Source organism: Synechococcus sp. A10-1-5-9 (genome assembly GCF_047716785.1).
Lineage (GTDB): Bacteria > Cyanobacteriota > Cyanobacteriia > PCC-6307 > Cyanobiaceae > Synechococcus_C.
In genome coordinates, this window is record NZ_CP180406.1 from 2248565 (window position 1) to 2268916 (window position 20352).

Here is a 20352-nt window from a genome sequence, read left to right on the forward strand (position 1 = left end):
GCTCATCCGCCCTTGTGCTGCGCCGATGTCCTGGCCATAAAGGAATCGATGTCGAACCAGAATGAATGACCTTTTTCACTTGCTTTGACGATCAGGGTCAACTGATCGCCCGCTGCCAGACCCGTGAAGAAATTGAAGCGCTCCGACGCCGCGGTCGTCCGATCGCTGAAGTTCGTGAGTTGAAACCTGAGGAGTCGGTTGTTTGTAGCCTCACCGGCAGTCCCTCCGAGTTCAATGAGGATCTTTGACTCTCTTTTGCTGATTGAGACGGAGAATTAGAAACAAAATAGGCGGGGTGTTAGCCCCGCCTATTTGTGAGTGCTAATTCACTCTCGTTGCAGGTCAGTCGTCGTAGACACGGCATTCGTCAGCTTCTGGGTTGGCTTCGCAATACAGCTCCAAAGGCGTTGGGTCGTGGGAATCTTCAGGATGCTCCTTTTTGTACTCCTGCAAGGATTCCAGCTCCTCGCTGATGTGACGCACCTTGGCATCGTTCCCTTCTGCCTTGGCCGTCTCGAGTTCGGACTGGTCCTTTTTGATGTGCTCGTCGATGGATTTCATGGAATCGTTGGCGCGTCCAGGCCAATGGCGACAATCACACCATACGGCTGTTGGACAGACATGCCAGCGATGGGAGCGAAGACGAGGTTTCCGTAACAACACGCTTGTTACGCCCTTGTGTTAATCGCTACAAGAAGAGCTGCAGAGGCCTCAATTCCATGGTGAGGATCCAGCAGCGACAAGGTCGCCACTTCATGGATGAAGAGGGAAGGGTGTTCTGGATCAACGCTTCCGTTCCATTCCGGAAGCCTGCGAGGTGTTGGAACAGATTCAGGTGAAATGGTCACTCGATCTCGACTTGCAACAGATGGGGGATCCAATGACCTCGCATCATTTGGAGGTGGATCCAGTCCGGCTCCACGGGCTGGACGGCCACAGCTCCGCTGGGTTGCCCCTTGCCTATCGAGTCGTCATATCCCTGTCGACAGCGTTGTTCACTCAGGGAGCCAGTTCACTGAGTTCAAGCCAGCGCTCTTCGCTCTCCTGAATTCGTTCGAGCAGTGTCGCCAGATCTTGACTGAGGTTGGTGAGGTCTCCCTGGCCTGACCCGATCGCCTCTTCCAGATCAGCCTTGCGCTTTTCAAGGTCTGGCAATGTCTGCTCCAGAGTTTCCAGTTCTCTGGACTCCTTGAAACTGCGGCGTCGTGGGCCTGAATCGGAGGCTTTCTTCAGCTTCTTCTTGGAGCTGGCGGTCCCTTTCGGAACAGACGATGGCTCGGAGCTGTTCTTCTCCAAGGCACGTTTGTGGTCAAGGAAGGCGCTGTAGTTGCCTTCGAACCGCTTCAGACGACCGTCTTCGAAACAGAACAAACGATCAATCGTGCGGTCGAGGAAGTAGCGATCGTGCGAAACCACAACGACGCAGCCACGGAAATCCTCGAGCAGATCCTCGAGAACGCTCAAGGTTTGCACGTCTAAATCGTTGGTTGGCTCATCCAGCAACAGCACATTCGGAGCCTGGATCAACATCCGGCAGAGACTCAGACGCCTGCGTTCGCCACCCGAGAGTTTGTTCAGGGGGCTGTGCTGTTGGGCAGGGGGAAACAAAAACCGTTCCAGAAGCTGGGATGCACTCAACTGTTCGCCAGCTAGTTCGATCCTGGAGGCTGCTTCCTCTACAAATTCGATCACCTTCCTTTCGAGACCGCGTCCCTCGCTGAGAGCATCCGTGTGCTGATCGAGGTAGCCGAGGTGGACCGTGTCACCCAGCCGCAGGGAGCCGCTGGTGACCTGGCGGCGGCCAGCGATCAGATCGAGAAGGGTGGATTTGCCGCTGCCGTTGGGGCCGATGATCCCGACTCGATCCTCGGGGCTGAAGCTGTAGGTGAAATCCCGCAGCAGTGAGGGCCCGCCCGGCTGGCCATCCGTTGTGACGGTGAGCTCCTCAGCCTCAATGACGACCTTGCCGATGCGCCGACTGACGCTGCTCATCGCCAGCTCCTGCTTGGCTTGCTTCGTCGGTGACGCCTTAAGGGCCTCAATCCTTTCGATCCTGGCTCTCTGTTTGGTGCTTCTCGCTTTCGGACCTTGGCGCAGCCAGGCCAGTTCGCGACGCATCACACTTTTGAAGCGAGCGGCTTCCGCGGCATCGGCCACCTCCTGGTCGGCCTTGCGTTGCAGATAGGCGCTGTAATTTCCGTCGATGCTGCTGGCGACCCCCCGTTCGACTTCCACGATCCGACGGGTCACCTGATCCAGGACGTAACGATCGTGGGTCACGAGAACCACGGCGCCTGGATAGCGATCCAGCCAGCTCTGAAGCCACTCCACCGCCGCCGCATCGAGATGGTTCGTGGGTTCGTCCAGTAGGAGAACATCGGGGCAGGCCACCAGGGCTGAGGCCAATCCCACCCGCTTGCGGTATCCGCCGGAGAGATCCTCCACGGGCCGATGTAAGTCGGAGATTCCCAGGCGTTGCAGCACCTCCTGACACTGCTGCTCCAGCGCCCAGGCCTCCTCTTCATCCATGCGTTCGCTGAGCGCTCCCAGCTCACCCATCAGGGCCGTGTCATCCGGCGTTTTTGCAACGGCTTCCGAGACCTCGCTAAAGCGCAGAAGCAGATCCCTTTTCTTGCCGCATCCAGCCAGAACCTGCTCCAGCACCGTTAATCCCGGATTCACTCGGCTCTCTTGCCCCACCAGTTCCACCCGCAGTCGGGCTGAACAGCGACGCTCTCCGCTGCCGAGGGGCTCCAGCCCTGCGAGCACCCTCAACAGGGTTGATTTCCCCGCTCCATTGGGGCCAATCAGCCCGAGACGATCTCCCTCCTGCACATGCAGGGTGAGGCCCTCAAACAGTGTGCGGATCCCGAAGTCCTTGGACGCATCAACAAGGCTGATCAGACTCACGGGGTGACGACGTTGCGCTGCGCTTCCAGGTAAGCAAACACGCTCTTATCGCCGATATCGGCGGCTGGGTCCATTCCGAACTTGCGGACCGCCAAGATCACCAGGAGCAGAGCAGCCGTCGTGAGCAATGCAAGGCAGACGTCTGCTGGAAGCAGGTTGCTCAATCTCCCCAGGAGTGCCATGGGCAGTAACAGGGTGAGTCCGATGGCCTCAGGCCTGCGGAAACAAAAGAATTCTTTGAAACCGATGCCGGCCATTGCCGCGAATAGGGGACCGATCGCCAGGATCCACAAGGGGTGGCGTTGCAGGGTTGGCAGGGCAGCGGCTGGGCCGTTCAGAGCCAGCAAGGCGCACCATCCCAGACATCCCAGCAACCAGAACAGCTGCAAGGCCTGGTGCAACGGACGCAGGTAGATGTGGATCCAGCGCAGCGCCAATCCGAGGGCAGAGGCGAGTGGCAAGACCCAGAGCCAGGCCAGTTCACTGCCGAGCTGCCACCACTGCAGAAGACCGGCACTGAGTGCAAGGCCACTCACCAGCAGCGCAATCCGATACCGACGCACCTCCTGCCGATCCTGTTCGGTGATTGCATAGGAGCCATAGACGCCTTCAAACTGGGGATCGGCTTTGGTCATGGCAATGCCGGTGAACTCTTTATCAGTGTGCAGAGATCCGGCCCCGCTGGAATGATGCCGCCGGGATTCAACGGGAAAAGGGCGCCGAAGTAATCGGCGCGCCAGGCCTCGCCATCGCAGGTTTCTGCAACCCCTGGAAGGGCGTAGAAGGATTGACGCCAGCTCCATAGCGCCGGGAACATCCACAACGGCTGGGCGTTGCATCCAAAGAGTGGGGCGTAGACCAGCTCCCAGCGGATCAACGTGGGGAACAGGCACACATCCGCGATGGTGGGTTGCGCGCCGCAGAGCCAGGGGCCCTGGTGCTGCAATGCGGCCTCTACCTCGTCCAGTGCTGAGAACAAGGCTGCGCTGGCCTCGTCGTAAGCCTTCTGCGTGCGTGCGAAGCCGCATCGGTAGACGCCATCGTTGACGGCTGGCTGCAAGAGCTGGAGCCAGCGTTGAATGTTTGGCTCCAGAGCGGCGGGAGCCAAGTCCATGGCTCCTTTCCCCCCTGGCCATTGATTGAGCGTTTCGGTGAGTGCAGCGCTGTCATTCCCCAGAAGTTGGGGAGTGGGCTCAGCCTCCTCCCCTGGATCGATCAGGGCTGGAACGGTGGCCCTGTGATGGGGCGGAGTGCCGCAATGCCGATACAGAGCGAGCAGAGAGTCACAGCCCAGCCAGGCTGGAACGAGGGACCAGCGTCCGGCGCGGTGATCAGCTGTGGCCATCAACAGGGTGAGGGTGTCATCCAGTTGACGCAGTCGATGCATCAGCCAGGTGCGATGGGCCCAAGGGCAGCTTCTCCCGATCACCAACCGTGGACGTTGCGCGTCGGCACGGAATTGCAGGCCAGACTTATCTGGAATCAGCACGTCGATTCGGTCGCTCGCAGGACGCTGGTAACGCCCTTCGGTATCAGCCGGTCCAAGCCCCTGCATCAGCTGGCGCCACTGCCACCTCCAGCCCTCTCTGGCAGTAGCAACAACCAGAGGAGGTAAAGCCATGGTCGATCAGTGAAAAGTGGTGTCAGTCTGGGTGCGTTGCCAGGTGCTGGATGGTGAGGCCTCGGGTTTTGGTGGTGGCCGGTACCCACGGCAATGAGATCAATGGGCCCTGGTTGCTCGACCAATGGCGCCAACATCCGGCCTTGATTGATTCCGAGGGTCTCGACGTGCAGCTGGCGATCGGCAATCCTGCGGCTTGCGCGAAGGGCCGGCGCTACCTCGACCGAGATCTCAACCGTTCCTTCCACCCGGACCTCCACAAGGAGGCATCAGAGTCTGCTGCCGAGTCGGATCGGGAAATGGTGCAGGCACTCGAATTGCTGAAGCAATTCGGTCCGAAGGGGCAAACGCCCTGCGACCTGGTGGTGGACCTGCACAGCACCACCTCAGCGATGGGCAATTGCCTGGTTGTGTATGGACGCCGGCCTGTCGATTTGGCATTGGCGGCGTTGGTTCAGCACCGACTGGGTCTTCCGATCTATCTGCATGAAGCGGACGCGGCGCAGCAGGGCTTTCTTGCGGAGCGCTGGCCCTGTGGACTGGTGATCGAGGTGGGACCGGTTCCCCAGAACGTACGCCGTTCCGACATCGTGCTACAGACCCGCCTGGCTCTCGAAGCTGTGTTGGCGGCGATCACATCGGTGCGTGACGGGAGTGCTCGCTATCCCGACCAGGTTGTGATTCACCTCCATCTGGGCAGCCTGGATGTGCCGAGACGCAGTTCGGGTGATCCGGATGCCCTGGTGCATCCCAATCTTCAGGGTCGCGATTGGCAACCCTTGAAAGCAGGGGATCCACTGTTTATCGACGCCGAATCAAACACTGTTGTTTTTGACGGTGAGGATGGACTAGTTCCTGTGTTTATCAACGAAGCGGCTTATGCCGAGAAGGCGATCGCCTTGAGCCTCACAAAGCGGGAGACGTGGCCTCTTCCCAAAGACTGGAAAGAGGCGTTGGCCGAACTGCTGAGGTGAAGTCAGCGGGGGGATCCGTTGTAAATGATGTTGGTGACGCTTCGCCCGTCGGGAGCAACCTGAAGTTCGGTTTCCGTTGTGGGATTGCTTCCGTCCTCTGGCCAGCCTGGCTGTCCGCCTAGAAAGTTGAAGGTGTAGCCGTTGGCATCATCCTGCACCAGGCACTCACCACCTCCATCGCTAGTTTTGAACATGCAGGGCTGGGGGCGATAGACGCTGAGCCCGCCGTTTTCTGTGACAGCAGTGTTGCGGGCAAGGTTCAGGGCTCTGATCTGGGATGCAGGCACAGGCGCCTGAGCAAGCGCTGATGCACCTGAGAGGGTGCCTGCTCCAAAAATCAGGGCCAGTGCTGAAACAGTTGAAAGATTCATGGTCTTTTCACAGACTCTTCTATGGCACTCATTCAGCGGCGGAGTGTCAACAACATTGCGCTGAGATTGATTCGTCAGCACAGCGGGCCGTTGTAGGGGACGTCCAGCATTCGGTCTCCATCCCTGGAGACCAGAACCTTTGTTGCAACTGAAGGTTGTTGCGGAGGGATCTTCTGTTCCCACCCTGGTGAGCCTCCCTGAAAGCTGAACAGGAGCCCCTGCGCGGATTTGAGGCCAGACACGAGAGAGCACCCATTTCATGCATGCATTCCGCACGCATCCTGGCCAGATTGGCTGCCTTGGTCTGGGTGAACGGCAAGGATTGATTGGCGCTGGCCACCAGGCTGGAGCTGATCCTTAGAACCATCCTGATCGACAAAACCAAGCCTCGTATTACTGATGTGAGCCGAAGATCAACACGGTGAACGTTGGGGTCTGTTGATGCATGGCCAACCCCTCTTCCGGTCTTGTCCGTTTGTGACTGGGACGTCTCCCTATCCACAGGCCCAAGTGCCTTGCTCAAGCGTGCAAGGGAGATCAGTTCGTTCTCCGTTTGCCCAGTAGATACGGACTCGGTCATCCGCTGTGCCGCTGCGGAAGGTGATTGATTTGATCGGTCCCGGGGGCACACGATTCCCCTGATCCGATGCGCTCAATGGGGCCTTGACGCGTTGCTCGAGTTGTTGCAAGCGCTGTTCAAGTCGCTTTAGTGCTTCCGTTTGTTTTCTGGAATCACTCGAGCTGCGATTGGCTGTGGACTGGCAGGAGGTGAGAAGTCCGATCGCCAAGATCGCCAAGGCGCCTGAAGTCAGTTGTCTGAACGGTGGCGTGAACTTCAGGTGCATGACTGCCATAACAGCAAGTCCAGTTTGGCGCTTCAGTGGCTCTCAGCCAGTCTTTCGCTCCAGTACACAACGGCACCCTGGGCTTCCAACTCATTGCGCCGATGGCGTGCACGGTTGGTTGGCACTGTCTCTTCAAGACGTTGGCCAGCGATCAGCCATCGGATCAAGACCACACGCGTCTCCTAAAGACTCACGCTAAGAACCTTAAGCGATTCTTTAGCGATCGTCGATTCCTTCAAGTCTAGGCCGGGCTGGAGCTCAACGCTTCTTCACAACGACTTCATAAAGCACTGGATATCTTTCGCAATGTTGCTTTACACTGCGGGCTGGCAGGGCATTCCTGCCCTTCCGTAACCGCTCTTCGGAGCCTTCTTTTCCGTACTCATGACCACCACCATTCAGCAGCGCTCCGGCGCCAATGGCTGGCAGTCCTTCTGCGAGTGGGTCACCTCCACCAACAACCGCCTGTATGTGGGCTGGTTCGGTGTGCTGATGATCCCCACCCTGCTGGCTGCCACCACCTGTTTCATCGTTGCCTTCATCGCAGCACCCCCCGTCGACATCGACGGCATCCGTGAGCCCGTCGCCGGCTCCCTGATCTACGGAAACAACATCATCTCTGGTGCTGTTGTTCCTTCCTCGAACGCCATCGGCCTGCACTTCTATCCCATCTGGGAAGCTGCTTCTCTCGATGAGTGGCTGTACAACGGCGGTCCTTACCAGCTGGTTGTCTTCCACTTCCTGATCGGCATCTTCTGCTACATGGGTCGCGAGTGGGAACTTTCCTACCGCCTCGGCATGCGCCCCTGGATCTGCGTTGCTTACAGCGCACCTGTGGCTGCTGCCTCCGCCGTGTTCCTGGTGTACCCCTTCGGTCAGGGTTCCTTCTCTGACGGCATGCCCCTCGGCATCTCTGGCACCTTCAACTTCATGCTGGTGTTCCAGGCAGAGCACAACATCCTGATGCACCCCTTCCACATGATGGGCGTCGCAGGTGTGTTCGGTGGCTCCCTGTTCTCCGCCATGCACGGTTCACTGGTGACCTCCTCCCTGGTGCGTGAAACCACCGAGAGCGAGTCCCAGAACTACGGCTACAAGTTCGGCCAAGAGGAAGAGACCTACAACATCGTGGCTGCCCACGGTTACTTCGGTCGCCTGATCTTCCAATACGCCTCCTTCAACAACAGCCGCAGCCTTCACTTCTTCCTGGCTGCCTGGCCTGTGGTCGGCATCTGGTTCACTGCCCTGGGCGTCAGCACCATGGCTTTCAACCTGAACGGTTTCAACTTCAACCAGTCCATCCTTGATGGTCAGGGCCGCGTCCTGAACACCTGGGCTGATGTGCTGAACCGCGCCAACCTCGGCATGGAAGTGATGCACGAGCGCAATGCTCACAACTTCCCCCTCGACCTGGCTGCTGCTGAGTCCACTCCTGTGGCTCTGCAAGCACCTGCCATCGGCTGAGGCTGAAGTCTCTTACCCAAAGATTCAGCGTCAGTTGAATCGGAAAGCCCTCACCTCACGGTGGGGGCTTTTTGTTTTGGGCAATTGATTCATTTCATGCAGTAGCCATAACGAACGACGGGCAGACCGCGCAATCTGGATATAACAACACCTCGGGGCCATGGGTTTCTTCACGGCACTCACCGAGGCGATGGGCAGCAGGCAATCTCTGTTGGTCACCGGCCTTGACCCCAATCCGGAAATGCTTCGCAGCTGGGCTGAATCGTGCGGCCTTGGCGGTAGTTCTCTTCTCAGTCAGGCTCGCTCCTGGTGCAAGTCGGTGATTGAAGCCACCGCTGACCATGTCTGCGCTTACAAGCCAAGTCTGGGTTTCTATCAAGCCATGGGATCAGCAGGGGTTGAGCTGATGCTCGAAGTGCGTGAACTGCTGCCCAACGATCTTCCTCTCATCATTGATCTCAAGCACGGGGATCTGAACAGCTCCAGTGCCATCGCCGCTTACCTGTTCAAAACACTCCACGCTGACGCAGTCACCCTGAATCCTTTGGCAGGTCAAGACATCGCCGCGCCGTTTCTGCTTTATCCGGGCAAAGGTGTCTTGATCAATTGCCACAGCTCCAACCCGGGAGCCAGAAGCCTGCAGCATTTCCCCAGTGAGCAGCAGCCCCTTTACTTACAGGTTGTGAGGGAAAGCCAGAGCTGGGGGACTCCCGATCAAGTGCTTCTGGAAGTTGGCACAAGTGACCCCAGCGTTCTTGCGCGCGTGCGTAGGGAAGCGCCAGAACGGTTTGTCATGCTCCGCTCGCTTTGGGGTGAAGAGGGAAATCTGCAACGGCTCATGGCCAGTGGCCTGAATGCCACCGGTGATGGCTTGCTCTTGCCGTTACCCCAGAGCCTGCTTAATCAAGACGACATCCACGAACAGACCGCAGCTCTCAAGCAGCGAATCAACAACTTGCGTCAACAGCACCTGGTGGCTCGACGGGATTCGCAGGCAGTTCCATTAAATGATTGCCGGATCTGGCCCCATGCTCAGCCTTCGGTATCGATGCAGCAATCGCTTGCCGAGTCTGATCAAATGCAGCAAGGCATGACGCAAGAACTCAGGGATCTGGTGATCGACCTGTTTGATATTCGTTGTTTGCTGTTTGGCGAGTTCAAGCAGGCGAGCGGCGCAATCTTCAACTACTACGTTGATCTCCGCCAAATCATTTCCGACCCGGCCTTGTTTCGGCGTGTGCTGGATTGCTACGCCCAAGTGCTGCGGCCGCTTTGTTTTAACCGAATTGCTGGCATTCCCTATGGTTCTCTGCCAACGGCAACCGGGCTTTCACTCCAACTTCACAAGCCATTGATCTACCCGCGTAAAGAGGTGAAGGCCCATGGCACCAGGCGTTTGGTGGAGGGTGAATTCAATGAAGGTGAAACGGTGGCCGTCGTCGACGACATCCTGATAACCGGGGGCAGCGTGCTGGAGGGAATCGCCAAGCTCACCACCTCAGGCCTCACCGTCAGCGACGTCGTGGTGTTCCTCGACCATGGCGGTCGCCATGACACGCGAGCCAAACAACGCCTCGCTGATGCAGGCCTGAATCTTCAGGCGGTGCTCACACTCGAAAGTATCGGCGACCTGTTGGAGGAGGCAGGCCGAATCAGCAGCAGCCAAGCCGAGGCTCTGCGCTCCCAAAATGGCTATTGATCAGCGGGGCTGATCGCAGGGATGAGTAGCGCTGTTGTGCACAGGGGGTAGGTCGGCATTCACATTGCGCAAAGTCCCTTTACATTGTGAAGGTCGGTTAACCGACTTTCTTTACCGCCGACGGGTTTTCCCTGACGCTTTCTCCCCCGTACTCATGACCACCACCATTCAGCAGCGCTCCGGCGCCAATGGCTGGCAGTCCTTCTGCGAGTGGGTCACCTCCACCAACAACCGCCTGTATGTGGGCTGGTTCGGTGTGCTGATGATCCCCACCCTGCTGGCTGCCACCACCTGTTTCATCGTTGCCTTCATCGCAGCACCCCCCGTCGACATCGACGGCATCCGTGAGCCCGTCGCCGGCTCCCTGATCTACGGAAACAACATCATCTCTGGTGCTGTTGTTCCTTCCTCGAACGCCATCGGCCTGCACTTCTATCCCATCTGGGAAGCTGCTTCTCTCGATGAGTGGCTGTACAACGGCGGTCCTTACCAACTGGTTGTCTTCCACTTCCTGATCGGCATCTTCTGCTACATGGGTCGCGAGTGGGAACTTTCCTACCGCCTCGGCATGCGCCCCTGGATCTGCGTTGCTTACAGCGCACCTGTGGCTGCTGCCTCCGCCGTGTTCCTGGTGTACCCCTTCGGTCAGGGTTCCTTCTCTGACGGCATGCCCCTCGGCATCTCTGGCACCTTCAACTTCATGCTGGTGTTCCAGGCAGAGCACAACATCCTGATGCACCCCTTCCACATGATGGGCGTCGCAGGTGTGTTCGGTGGCTCCCTGTTCTCCGCCATGCACGGTTCACTGGTGACCTCCTCCCTGGTGCGTGAAACCACCGAGAGCGAGTCCCAGAACTACGGCTACAAGTTCGGCCAAGAGGAAGAGACCTACAACATCGTGGCTGCCCACGGTTACTTCGGTCGCCTGATCTTCCAATACGCCTCCTTCAACAACAGCCGCAGCCTTCACTTCTTCCTGGCTGCCTGGCCTGTGGTCGGCATCTGGTTCACTGCCCTGGGCGTCAGCACCATGGCTTTCAACCTGAACGGTTTCAACTTCAACCAGTCCATCCTTGATGGTCAGGGCCGCGTCCTGAACACCTGGGCTGATGTGCTGAACCGCGCCAACCTCGGCATGGAAGTGATGCACGAGCGCAATGCTCACAACTTCCCCCTCGACCTGGCTGCTGCTGAGTCCACTCCTGTGGCTCTGCAAGCACCTGCCATCGGCTGAGGCTGAAGTCTCTTACCCAAAGATTCAGCGTCAGTTGAATCGGAAAGCTCTCACCTCACGGTGGGGGCTTTTTGTTTTGGTTTTTTAGACAGATTGCTGCGCCTTGGTTCCTGCTTGTCAAGAATCGGAGCACAGCCATAAAGATTCATGAGGCGCCAAGGGTCAGTGTGGAGAGCAAGATGCTGTCTACTGGTGCTGCTGCTGCTGACACTCTCGCTTGGAGTGAGTGTCAGCGCTGCCGCTGTCTCAAAACTCCGTGGCGGCTGGTACCCGTGGATGCCATACCAATACGAGGAAAAAACAGACGAGGTTCAGAGACTGACAGGCCTCGATATCGAATTGTTTCGAGAGATCTTTGAAAATCAGCTTGACTTCACTCTCGAGTTACCCCAGATCAACTGGGATGAGCATCAGCAGCAACTGAAAGAGGGCAAGCGTGATATCGCCGGGGGAGCCTTCATGACCGAAGAGCGCGAAAACTATGTCTATTTTTCGACCCCCTATCGAACCGAAGATGTCGTTCTCGTAGCGAGTCGAAGAGATGCACAGGCGAGACGATTTATCAATAAAGATAAATTCATCAAAGACTTTCCCAACAGCAAGCTGCGACTCGGGGTCGTTGATGGTTATTTCTATGGCGATGTGATTGATGACTTCTTAAGTGCACCTGCTAACCGCAACCGGGTGCTCTCCAGTGCGAGTGTCCAATCAAATCTCCAGAACCTTATCGAGGGCAAGGTTGACCTGGTTCCTGTGGACCGATTGGTCGGCGCATCGTTGATTTGGGAAAACAAGTTCGCGAGTCAGTTGGTCATGGGTGAAACGCCCATTTTTAGTGGTCCAATCGTGGCTTTGTTCAGCCGAAGCAGTACCTCGCCTGCTCTAGTGAGCTCTTTCAATCAAGCACTTCAGACGATTCGCGAGAGTGGGCGATACAACATGATTGTCCGAGGGTATCTTTTCCCCACACTTCTTGGATTGGCCGCTGATCAGCCATGGTTTCGAATGCTCGACAACATTGGGACTGCAGCCTTCGCGTTCTCAGGGGTTCTTCTGGCACGCAAAGAGAAATTCAGCCTTTTCGGGGCGCTCGTTCTCGCCAGTCTTCCCGCAGTGGGTGGGGGAATCCTCAGGGATCTGCTTGTTAACCGGGATCGCCCTGCCGTGATGGACTCTCCCAATCACCTTGCGGTTGTCTTTGTTGTCGTGTTGATCAGCTTTGTCGCTCTGCGATTGCCTGAGCGGCATGTGCGCCTGCGATTGATTCCAACGATCGAAGAGAAGGGCAACTGGATCATTAAATTGTTTGATGCCGTTGGTCTTGCTTCATTCACTGTTGTGGGTGTGATTGTTGCTGTGGAGGAACGGTGCGATCCCCTGTTGATCTGGGGTCCGATTTTCAGTGCAATGACAGGGGCTGGTGGCGCGATCCTGCGCGACGTGATCAGAGCTGATGCCAGCCATCCGTCGCTTCATCATGAGTTTTACGCAGAGATTTCTCTGCTCTGGGGATTTCTATTTTCGCTCTTTATCGTCAGTTATGCGGACGTAGAGAGCTTCAATCTGATGTCGATCAAGATCGCCGTTGCTCTGACCGGTATCGGTTGTCTGTTGACGAGGGTTCTAGTGATTCAACGGGGCATCCAGGCTCCTGCTTTCGCGTCAATGCCAGACAGGGAAACGATGCCTCCAACCGCTCATTCAGAAGGGGAATACGGGCGAAGGCTTCAGTGACCGCTCATCTGCAAGGGTTCATTGGTCTTCTGCCGCCTGATTTTCCAACACGCTTCCTTTCACTCCAACGGGCTGTCGTCAGTTTGTAGGGAAATTTGGGGGCAGAATCGGCTCTGAATCAACGCTCAGGTTGTTCTCGGATGGAACGGCGTCCGACTCACCTGAACCAAGAGGCGGTTCTGGCTTTGGTGCAGGCGCCAACAATTGTTCGGCGGCGGGTGTCGCAGGATTTGGAGCTTCCTCAGGTCCGACGACATCGACTGCGGTGCGCTGTACGACCAACCGGAAACGTATGGCTTGCCTGCGGTTGATTTCTTCCTGGACTGCTGAGACCTGCTTGAAACTCGGCAGGGCTGGATCCGAGACCCGCACGATGACGCGGATGACCGGAGGATTTTGATTCCAGACGATATCAACACGCTCAACATCCACAGTTTCCCGATCGCCGAACGTCAGCGTCTCCCGCGTCAGGAAACCCTCGATGGTCTCCTGAACCATGTCCCGGGTGCTGTCCTTCTGGGCTCTGTCCAACAAATTCAGAAAACTACTGCCGAGTGGCACAAGGAGCAGGCCGGTGAGAGTGAAACTGGCTGCGCTGAGGTGGCTGCGTCGGAACACCTGTCTGAATTCGGGATCCTTCCAGGCCATCAGCACTAGGCCACCGGTGAGGATGCCCAGCAGGTTGGTGGCGAAAAGCAGGCCAGCACCTACTGCTTCGTTCCACTGTTGTTGTGAAAGGAGCAGACCCATCACGCACACCGGCGGAACAAGAGCCACGGCAATGGCGGTCCCTGCCAAGGAACTCACCGCATCGCTGCGAAGCTTGGCGTAGGTGGCAAGGCCGCCAGCCACCAGGGCGATGCCGAGATCAAGCAGATTCGGCGTTGTTCGGGTCAGCACTTCAGTGCCGAATCGCGGTAAATCCGCCAGGTATCCCAGCACCAGAGACAAGAGTGTGGTGCTCACTACCCCCACCATCAAGGTGCGCAGTGATCGCCCCAGCAGTTGAATCTCTCCAAGCAGGATTGCAAAAGCGGCCGCCCGCAGCGGCATGATCCACGGGGCCACCACCATGGCGCCGATCACCACGGCGGCGCTGTTCGCAAGCAGCCCGAGCGTGGCAATTAGGCTTGCCCCAACGCTCAACACGATGAAAACCTCATCAAGGCAGGCATCACGCATATGACTGCGGTGCAGTCGCCTGAGCATGCGGCTGTAGGCGCTCTCCGAGTCCATGAACCTTTCGAAAGAATCTCAGCAGCCTGATCGATTCAGCTTTCTGACAGACGATGAAGGACTGGAAACAACAGACTTTGCAAGCCGATGACCTGACTTGAACAGGCGACCCACGCTTTACGAAAGCGTTGCTCTACCAGCTGAGCTACATCGGCGTCCTATGGAAATTAACATTTGAGGCCACGCTTTCAGCCCGTGACATCAGATCAACAAGGAGACAGAGATCTGGATCCGGCTATGCGTCAGAGACTCCTTCAGGAGTCACGCACTCCCTGGAGGGGATTCAGGCGTCTTCTCTGGGTCGCTTTGTTCGGTTCCGGTGGTCTGGGTCTCTTCGTGATGGCTTTTCGCCTCAGTGCTGGGAACCCCGTCGTTCCCAGCGACTTGTTGATCCAGATCGGAGCGGTTGTTCTCTTTGGAAGCTTGCTCTGGTTTGATCGGCCCCGAACTTAGACCTGAGCTTTTGCTGGGTGATGACCATGTCAACGGTGGAAGAGTGAGCAGCCCGAAGCCAAAGCTGGTTCGATCGTTGCGCATCTGTTCGTCGCTGAGGGGCTCAACGGCGAGGACGTTTGCGTCAGAACGGGTGAGCAGCCAAAGGGCTGAGCAGAGCTGTTGCCACTGCCACAGAAGTAGAGAAAGAAGCAGGCCCGAGAGAAGTAATCCCGTGAGCCGGCTCCCTGCTCTGAGAGGCGAGAGATCGATCACCAAGAGGGCTGAACGATCGATCCACCAGAACACCATCAGCAGCAGCACCATGCCGAACACCGTGGCGATGCGCAGTGCGGGTGATTGTTGAAGCGCACTGATCCGCCGCTGGGCGATCTGACGGATTGAAAGAGGCTGGCGCACCAGCAGCAATGATCCCCAGTCCACCGGCCGTTGCACCAGCCAGTACCCCGGCGCCACCACAGACAGACTCCACACCAATAGGCGTTCCAGGGCTGGAGAGGGGCCGAAGGAGCTGCTTGCAAGAAGGAGCCTGAGCAGCTCGAGCTCCAGCGGAATCACGGCCAAGGCCATCAGCTGAAGCCAGAGGAGCGGCTCTCGGCGGGTGATCATCAGGTGGTGAGCTTGCGTCGCTGGGTGACCATCTTGAAGGCTTCGATCCGGTCACCGTCTTTCCAGTTGGCAAAGCGATCCGTGCCCACCCCGCACTCGAATCCTGTTGCCACCTCTTTGACGTCGTCCTTGTTGCGGCGCAGAGAGTCGAGAGCGCCTGAATAGACGATCTCCTTCCCACGGTGCACTCGGACTTTGCAGTTTCTCTGCAGTTTGCCCGTGGTCACGTAGCAACCGGCCACGGCGCTCTTGCCGATCGTGAACACGGCGCGCACCTCGGCCTCGCCGAGAGCCTCTTCGACGAGTTCAGGTTCGAGCAGGCCTTCCATGGCCAGCTGAATATCCTCCAAGAGCTTGTAGATGACGTCGTAATCGCGAACATCGACACCGGTCGCGTCCGCGGCCTTGCGCGCTCCAGAGGCCATGGAAGTGTTGAATCCCACGATCACGGCTCCAGATGCTGCGGCAAGGTCAACATCGGTTTCAGTGATCTCTCCAGGGGCTGAGAGCAGCACCCTCACCTGCACCTCGTCCTTCGGTAACTGTTCAAGAGAGCCAAGAATGGCTTCAACTGAACCCTGCACATCGGCCTTGAGGATGAGATTGAGTTCCTTGAGATCGCCTTCATTCGCCTGACCGGACATCGCGGTGAGGGAGACACGGCGCGAGGCCATCTGCTGGGCCAGTCGGGTGGCTCTGGCATCGGATGCACGGTCACCGACCACGGCACGGGCTGACTTCTCATCCGGGTACACCTCAAACTCATCACCGGCCGTCGGCACTTCGCTGAATCCAAGGGCTTCAACGGCACAGGATGGACCTGCCTCCTTGAGGCGAACGCTGGCGTCATCGACCATGGCGCGGACTTTGCCGAGCACAGGCCCCGCTGCCACAACATCGCCCGTTCTCAACGTTCCGTTTTGGATCAGCAAGGTGGCCACTGGACCTTTCGCCTTGTCGAGGTGCGCCTCGATCACCGTGCCGCGGGCCAGGCGATTGGGATTGGCCTGGAGATCCTCAACTTCGGTGACGAGCAGGAGCATCTCCAGCAGCTTGTCGACGTTCTCTGACTTGATGGCACTGACGGGCACCATCACCACATCACCGCCCCACTCTTCGGCCAGGAGATTCTGTTCAGAGAGCTCTTGCTTCACCCGATCAGGCGAGGCCCCTTCCTTATCGATCTTGTTGATCGCTACGACAATGGGTACTTCGGCAGCGCGCGCGTGGCTGATGGCCTCGAGCGTTTGAGGCCGCACTCCATCATCGGCTGCCACGACAAGAACAGCCACGTCAGTGACCTTCGTGCCGCGGGCGCGCATGGCTGTGAACGCCTCGTGGCCAGGTGTGTCGAGGAAGGTGAGCTTGCGAGGTTCGCCACCGTGCTCGATCTCCACTTGATACGCACCGATGTGCTGGGTAATGCCTCCGGCTTCGCCCGCCGCCACACGAGCTTTGCGAATGGCGTCGAGCAGGCTTGTTTTGCCGTGATCCACGTGGCCCATGACGGTCACGACGGGGGGCCGGCGGATCAGATGATCGCGGTCTTTTTCCTCGATCATTTCCACAGTCTTCTTCGCGGCTTCCTCAACGTCGTCCTGAAGGACGGGAACACCGAATTCCTCCGCCACGGCTTCGATCGTGGGCATATCGAGGGACTGGGTCACCGTGGCGATGATTCCCTTGAAGAACAGGGATTTGATGATTTCCGAGCTTTCGACACTCAACATGTCAGCCAGCTCTTGAACCGTGAGGTTGTCCTCCGGTACAACAATCATTTCGGGCCTGACCTGCTTGGCCTCACGGGCAGCACGCAACTCCATGGCCCGACGACGTTGTCGCTGCCTGGTGGTTTCTTTGCGGCGCTTGCGCATGGCCGCCACTGGTTTGGGGGCAGCCTTTTGTTGGGCTCTCGGCTTGGCCGGGCGCGCCAGGCTTGCCGACAGCACCATGTTTTCCTGTTCGCCTGCGAATCCCCCGGTCTGCGCGGCCAGTGAATCGTCGTTCTCGCCGATGATGTGAACTTTCTGGCGCTGCTTTTGCGGTGAACGATTTCGCAGTGCCTCGAGCTTGGCACTGTCGTCCCAATCGGGACGTCCTGGGCGCCGTTGTCCTCCAGGACCCGCGCCTGGCCTGAATCCACCTGGGCGTCTTGGTGCCGTCGCTGGCGAGGGCGGTGTCGCGGTTGGGCGTGACACCGGAGGAGTTGCTTTTGGCCCGTCCGCTCTGGGGCTGACCGGAGTTCCATCAGGCCGTCTCGGTGGCGGAACCCCTGGCCGTCCGGTTGGTTTCTGCAGCTGCATGAGCTCGCCGGGGGCAACCGGTTTGCGCATACCGGGCGGCATGGCAGGACGGTTTCCTCCGGGTCCGGGGCGTGGCCCTCCCCCGGGGCGGCCACCATCACCCCTGGTGCCGCCGCTATCTCTGCGGATCGGCTTACCGACGAGCTCAAGCGAGTTGCCACCCGGGCGGGATGGACGTCCCGATCCAGTCCCAGGTCGTGCGGGTGAGCCGGGACGTTGGGCACCGGCAGGCCGTTGAGGCATGTTTCGTTGGCTTCCTGGCGCACTGGGGCGAGGGCTTACGGCCGGTCTGGGAGACCCTGCCCCTGAATTTTGTCGGGTTGGTGGTCCAGCCGATGGTGGTCCTGCCGGCCGTTTGGGTTGAGGGCGGCCCACCAGTTCAGGTTTTGCCGCTGGCCGCTGCGGAGGGGGAGCATTCCTGTTGACAGGAGTTTTGGGTTGGGGACGGCTTGGAGGTGCATTGGCTGGCCGTTGTGCATCGTTGGGAGAACTCCTACGCATGGGAGCGGCACCGCGGGGCTTCGGGGAAGACGCGGAGGGTTGTTGGGGAACCGGACGCGCGGGAGGTGATGGCGGACGGCTGACTGTGCGTGCAGGTGCAGGTGCAGGTGCAGGTGCAGGTGCAGGTGCAGGTTTCGGCCTGGGAACCGGTTGCTGCGCTGTCGGTTGCTGTCGCACCACGGGTTTCTGGGGTGTGGTGCTCTGGGGACCAGTGGCTTTTGGCGCGGCCGGTCGTGAAGGGGCTGCAGGCCTCGCGGGCGGTTGCTGCGGTGAGCTCGCTTTGCTGGGGGAGGCTGGAGCTGGTGAAGCGAGGGGTTTGGTTGCTGCGGGTTTGGGCTGAGCTGGGCGCGCCGGAGTGTTACTGCTCTGACCGGCGGCTTTCTGAACGGAGAGGATGGCCTTACTCGGCGTGGGCTTGCCAGGAGAGGCTGCGGGGCGGGGCGTGCCACCTGCCTTTAAGAGGCTGCGGATCTTCCCAGCTTCCATCTCGCTGATCGAGCTGCTGTGGCTCTTGGCCGCAATGGACAGCTTCTCCGCGGCATCCAGCACGTCTTTGTTGTCCAGGCCAAGGTCCTTGGACAGCTCATAGATTCTGACTTTGCCGCTGCTGGTCATTCAGGTCTCCGGTCGGTCCGGGCACGGTGTGCCTCGGGGCATCACTCAAGGTGGGGCCAATGTTCATCTTGCCTCAGCGACTGTCTCCTTCTCAGAGAAGAGTCGCTGTTTCAACGTCGCCATCACGCTGTCAGGCACCTGGCATCGCAGGGCTTTTTGCAGTCGCTTCCGACGTTGTGCTTCTTCTAGACAGCTCTCCTGAGGACAGAGATAGGCAGAACGCCCCATTCCCTGTTCGAGGAGGACCCCATCCCGATGGTCACGCACAATCCGCCAGAGAAGGTTTCGATCCAGCAGCTGACGGCAGGCGACACAGCGTCGCAGGATGGGGCGCTGTGGCTTCACCGGGCTCCTACCTCGTTGGAGGATTCATCAGATTCTGGGGTCGGTTCGCTGGCCTCGTCGCTTGCACCTTCAGGCATTTCAACGTCGTCAACCGCTTCGTCGCCGTACTCCTCTTCGTCTTCCGGCAGGGGATAAAGCTCCCGCAGACGGGCATCCTCTTCCGCTCTGGCGGCCTGTTCGGCGGCAATTCGCTCTTCGGCTTCCCGCTGCAGGGCCTCTTCCTGTTCCCGCTGGGAAATCAGCTCGGATACGACCGCATCCTCGGAGGCCTGGTCGTACTCGCTGGCATTCTTGATATCAATCTTCCAGCCCGTCAGACGGGCAGCGAGGCGAACGTTCTGCCCTTCCCGTCCGATCGCCAGGCTCAGTTGATCCGGAGGTACCAGCACATGGGCATGCTGACCGACGGGATCCACCAGCCTCACCACATCCACGCGGGCAGGGCTAAGGGAATTCGCAATGTATTGGCCAGGATCGGCTGACCAGCGAATCACATCGATCTTCTCGCCCCTCAGCTCATTCACAACCTGCTGAATCCGTGATCCGCGTGCACCGATGCAGGCACCTACGGGGTCGACCTCGCGTTCGATGCTGTCAACAGCAACCTTGGTGCGTGGTCCAACGGAACGGGACGGTGGATTCGCTTCTCGTGCAACAGCAACGATCCTGACGGAGCCTTCCTGAATCTCGGGGACTTCGTTCTCGAACAGATACACCACAAGCCCTGCGTTGGCTCGGCTTACGAACAGCTGGGGACCACGACGGGGAACTTCACTGACTTCCTTGAGGAAGACCTTGAAAGTGGCGTTGGCGCGGTAGTTGTCGTTGGGAAGCTGATCCCTTCGCGGAAGCTCAGCTTCCACCTCTGGACGCCCAAGGCCAGAGCTCACGGCCATGATCACGGATTGGCGTTCAAAGCGGATCACGCGGGCTGTGAGGACAGGATCTTCAAGATCGGCAAACTCTTCCTGAATCATCCGACGCTGCTGGTCTCGCAACTTCTGGGCGAGAACTTGCTTGGTCGTGGCAGCTGCCATTCGCCCGAAATCTTCTTTTTCCGGGGTGACATCCAGAACCACAGTGTCACCAGCCTGGGCGTCATCGGCGACTTGCATCACTTCTGCCAAGGCGATCTGGTGGTCCTCGCTTTCGACCTCGTCAACAATGATCTTGCTGGCGAGTACGCGGTAACCCTCCTCATCCAAGTCGAGGGCGACATCGAAGTTGCTGAAGTATTCCTCATCGAAAGGGTCTTCACCCAGTCCTAGGTAAAGCGTGCGGCGATAACGCTCATATCCCTTTAAGAGGGCTTCCCTCAAAGCTGCTTCCACCACCTGGGGAGGGAGCTTCTTCTCTTCACTGATGTCTTCGATCAGGTTGCTGAGTCCGGGAAGAAGAACGAGAGCCATCGGGTGGAGATCGTAAAAGAGAAAAGGAG

General features: G+C 58.5%; 18 protein-coding genes, 1 tRNA gene and 1 pseudogene. 7 read left to right on the plus strand and 13 right to left on the minus strand.

Features of this window, described 5'->3' with window-relative positions; all coding sequences use genetic code 11:
* The first annotated feature begins 65 nt into the window (after positions 1 to 65).
* Positions 66 to 248: a hypothetical protein gene (locus ACLM45_RS11840; protein ID WP_006043209.1), complete on the plus strand. Its 183-nt coding sequence runs from the start codon at positions 66 to 68 to the stop codon at positions 246 to 248.
* Positions 249 to 342: 94 nt separating this feature from the next.
* Here the strand turns inward: ACLM45_RS11840 and ACLM45_RS11845 are convergent, their stop codons facing one another.
* From ACLM45_RS11845 to ACLM45_RS11860, 4 genes are all read right to left on the minus strand, one after another.
* Positions 343 to 561: a CP12 domain-containing protein gene (locus tag ACLM45_RS11845; RefSeq protein WP_006043210.1), complete on the minus strand. Its 219-nt coding sequence runs from the start codon at positions 559 to 561 to the stop codon at positions 343 to 345.
* A gap of 438 nt (positions 562 to 999) precedes the next feature.
* Positions 1000 to 2910, minus strand: coding sequence for an ABC-F family ATP-binding cassette domain-containing protein (locus ACLM45_RS11850; protein ID WP_415409472.1), 1911 nt, complete (start codon positions 2908 to 2910; stop codon positions 1000 to 1002).
* A complete protein-coding gene (locus tag ACLM45_RS11855) occupies positions 2907 to 3545 on the minus strand; it encodes a DUF2301 domain-containing membrane protein (RefSeq protein WP_415409473.1) in 639 nt (212 codons plus the stop codon). The genes ACLM45_RS11850 and ACLM45_RS11855 overlap by 4 nt, the downstream gene beginning before the upstream one ends.
* On the minus strand, positions 3542 to 4531 hold the full coding sequence (locus ACLM45_RS11860) for a glutathione S-transferase C-terminal domain-containing protein (protein ID WP_415409475.1): 990 nt from the start codon (positions 4529 to 4531) through the stop codon (positions 3542 to 3544). The genes ACLM45_RS11855 and ACLM45_RS11860 overlap by 4 nt, the downstream gene beginning before the upstream one ends.
* A gap of 50 nt (positions 4532 to 4581) precedes the next feature.
* Here ACLM45_RS11860 and ACLM45_RS11865 point away from each other — a divergent pair, with 50 nt between their 5' ends.
* Positions 4582 to 5505 carry an aspartoacylase gene (locus ACLM45_RS11865; RefSeq protein ID WP_415409477.1) on the plus strand — a complete coding sequence of 308 codons (924 nt, stop codon included), beginning with the start codon at positions 4582 to 4584 and terminating at the stop codon, positions 5503 to 5505.
* 2 nt (positions 5506 to 5507) lie between these two features.
* On the opposite strand, the gene ACLM45_RS11870 is transcribed toward ACLM45_RS11865, so the two are convergent.
* The 3 genes from ACLM45_RS11870 to ACLM45_RS11880 form a co-directional block, all read right to left on the minus strand.
* Positions 5508 to 5876, minus strand: coding sequence for a hypothetical protein (locus ACLM45_RS11870; protein ID WP_415409478.1), 369 nt, complete (start codon positions 5874 to 5876; stop codon positions 5508 to 5510).
* A 494-nt stretch (positions 5877 to 6370) separates the two neighbouring features.
* Positions 6371 to 6730, minus strand: coding sequence for a type IV pilus modification PilV family protein (locus ACLM45_RS11875; RefSeq protein WP_415409479.1), 360 nt, complete (start codon positions 6728 to 6730; stop codon positions 6371 to 6373).
* A gap of 23 nt (positions 6731 to 6753) precedes the next feature.
* The gene (locus ACLM45_RS11880) at positions 6754 to 6894 is read right to left on the minus strand and encodes a hypothetical protein (protein ID WP_415409481.1); all 141 of its coding nucleotides are present in this window, start codon (positions 6892 to 6894) and stop codon (positions 6754 to 6756) included.
* 211 nt (positions 6895 to 7105) lie between these two features.
* Between ACLM45_RS11880 and psbA (ACLM45_RS11885) the strand changes: the two genes are divergently transcribed.
* The 4 genes from psbA (ACLM45_RS11885) (at position 7106) to ACLM45_RS11900 (ending at position 12852) form a co-directional block, all read left to right on the plus strand.
* Entirely contained in the window at positions 7106 to 8185 is a 1080-nt protein-coding gene (gene psbA, locus ACLM45_RS11885) for a photosystem II q(b) protein (protein WP_006040880.1), read from the plus strand.
* A 160-nt stretch (positions 8186 to 8345) separates the two neighbouring features.
* The gene (locus ACLM45_RS11890) at positions 8346 to 9884 is read left to right on the plus strand and encodes a bifunctional orotidine-5'-phosphate decarboxylase/orotate phosphoribosyltransferase (protein WP_415409483.1); all 1539 of its coding nucleotides are present in this window, start codon (positions 8346 to 8348) and stop codon (positions 9882 to 9884) included.
* A gap of 154 nt (positions 9885 to 10038) precedes the next feature.
* Entirely contained in the window at positions 10039 to 11118 is a 1080-nt protein-coding gene (gene psbA, locus ACLM45_RS11895; protein ID WP_006040880.1) for a photosystem II q(b) protein, read from the plus strand.
* Between the two features lie 192 nt (positions 11119 to 11310).
* Positions 11311 to 12852: a TRIC cation channel family protein gene (locus tag ACLM45_RS11900; RefSeq protein ID WP_415409484.1), complete on the plus strand. Its 1542-nt coding sequence runs from the start codon at positions 11311 to 11313 to the stop codon at positions 12850 to 12852.
* Positions 12853 to 12930: 78 nt separating this feature from the next.
* Here the strand turns inward: ACLM45_RS11900 and ACLM45_RS11905 are convergent, their stop codons facing one another.
* Complete coding sequence (locus ACLM45_RS11905; RefSeq protein ID WP_415409486.1) at positions 12931 to 14088, minus strand: DUF389 domain-containing protein; 1158 nt, start codon at positions 14086 to 14088, stop codon at positions 12931 to 12933.
* A gap of 82 nt (positions 14089 to 14170) precedes the next feature.
* Positions 14171 to 14243: transfer RNA gene (locus ACLM45_RS11910), tRNA-Thr, on the minus strand.
* An 82-nt stretch (positions 14244 to 14325) separates the two neighbouring features.
* Between ACLM45_RS11910 and ACLM45_RS11915 the strand changes: the two genes are divergently transcribed.
* Complete coding sequence (locus tag ACLM45_RS11915; protein ID WP_415411427.1) at positions 14326 to 14541, plus strand: DUF3493 domain-containing protein; 216 nt, start codon at positions 14326 to 14328, stop codon at positions 14539 to 14541.
* A 48-nt stretch (positions 14542 to 14589) separates the two neighbouring features.
* Here ACLM45_RS11915 and ACLM45_RS11920 read toward each other — a convergent pair.
* The 4 genes and pseudogenes from ACLM45_RS11920 to nusA all read right to left on the minus strand — a co-directional run.
* A pseudogene (locus ACLM45_RS11920) lies at positions 14590 to 15150 on the minus strand (low-complexity tail membrane protein); the annotation flags it as partial.
* Positions 15150 to 18569 (minus strand): translation initiation factor IF-2, encoded by a 3420-nt coding sequence (gene infB, locus ACLM45_RS11925; protein ID WP_415409487.1) that lies wholly within the window; start codon positions 18567 to 18569, stop codon positions 15150 to 15152. The pseudogene ACLM45_RS11920 and the gene infB, both read right to left, overlap by 1 nt.
* A gap of 63 nt (positions 18570 to 18632) precedes the next feature.
* The gene (locus ACLM45_RS11930) at positions 18633 to 18914 is read right to left on the minus strand and encodes a YlxR family protein (RefSeq protein WP_006043237.1); all 282 of its coding nucleotides are present in this window, start codon (positions 18912 to 18914) and stop codon (positions 18633 to 18635) included.
* Positions 18911 to 20323: a transcription termination factor NusA gene (gene nusA / locus ACLM45_RS11935; RefSeq protein ID WP_415409489.1), complete on the minus strand. Its 1413-nt coding sequence runs from the start codon at positions 20321 to 20323 to the stop codon at positions 18911 to 18913. The genes ACLM45_RS11930 and nusA overlap by 4 nt, the downstream gene beginning before the upstream one ends.
* Positions 20324 to 20352 lie beyond the last annotated feature (29 nt).

Bases quoted from the DNA above. Each gene is read 5' to 3' on its own strand.
- ACLM45_RS11865 (WP_415409477.1), top strand. From the start codon at position 4,582: ATGGTGAGGCCTCGGGTTTTGGTGGTGGCCGGTACCCACGGCAATGAG.
- ACLM45_RS11860 (WP_415409475.1), bottom strand. From the start codon at position 4,531: ATGGCTTTACCTCCTCTGGTTGTTGCTACTGCCAGAGAGGGCTGGAGG.
- ACLM45_RS11905 (WP_415409486.1), bottom strand. From the start codon at position 14,088: ATGGACTCGGAGAGCGCCTACAGCCGCATGCTCAGGCGACTGCACCGC.
- psbA (WP_006040880.1), top strand. From the start codon at position 7,106: ATGACCACCACCATTCAGCAGCGCTCCGGCGCCAATGGCTGGCAGTCC.
- ACLM45_RS11890 (WP_415409483.1), top strand. From the start codon at position 8,346: ATGGGTTTCTTCACGGCACTCACCGAGGCGATGGGCAGCAGGCAATCT.
- psbA (WP_006040880.1), top strand. From the start codon at position 10,039: ATGACCACCACCATTCAGCAGCGCTCCGGCGCCAATGGCTGGCAGTCC.
- infB (WP_415409487.1), bottom strand. From the start codon at position 18,569: ATGACCAGCAGCGGCAAAGTCAGAATCTATGAGCTGTCCAAGGACCTT.
- nusA (WP_415409489.1), bottom strand. From the start codon at position 20,323: ATGGCTCTCGTTCTTCTTCCCGGACTCAGCAACCTGATCGAAGACATC.
- ACLM45_RS11915 (WP_415411427.1), top strand. From the start codon at position 14,326: ATGCGTCAGAGACTCCTTCAGGAGTCACGCACTCCCTGGAGGGGATTC.
- ACLM45_RS11875 (WP_415409479.1), bottom strand. From the start codon at position 6,730: ATGGCAGTCATGCACCTGAAGTTCACGCCACCGTTCAGACAACTGACT.
- ACLM45_RS11870 (WP_415409478.1), bottom strand. From the start codon at position 5,876: ATGAATCTTTCAACTGTTTCAGCACTGGCCCTGATTTTTGGAGCAGGC.
- ACLM45_RS11845 (WP_006043210.1), bottom strand. From the start codon at position 561: ATGAAATCCATCGACGAGCACATCAAAAAGGACCAGTCCGAACTCGAG.
- ACLM45_RS11840 (WP_006043209.1), top strand. From the start codon at position 66: ATGACCTTTTTCACTTGCTTTGACGATCAGGGTCAACTGATCGCCCGC.
- ACLM45_RS11855 (WP_415409473.1), bottom strand. From the start codon at position 3,545: ATGACCAAAGCCGATCCCCAGTTTGAAGGCGTCTATGGCTCCTATGCA.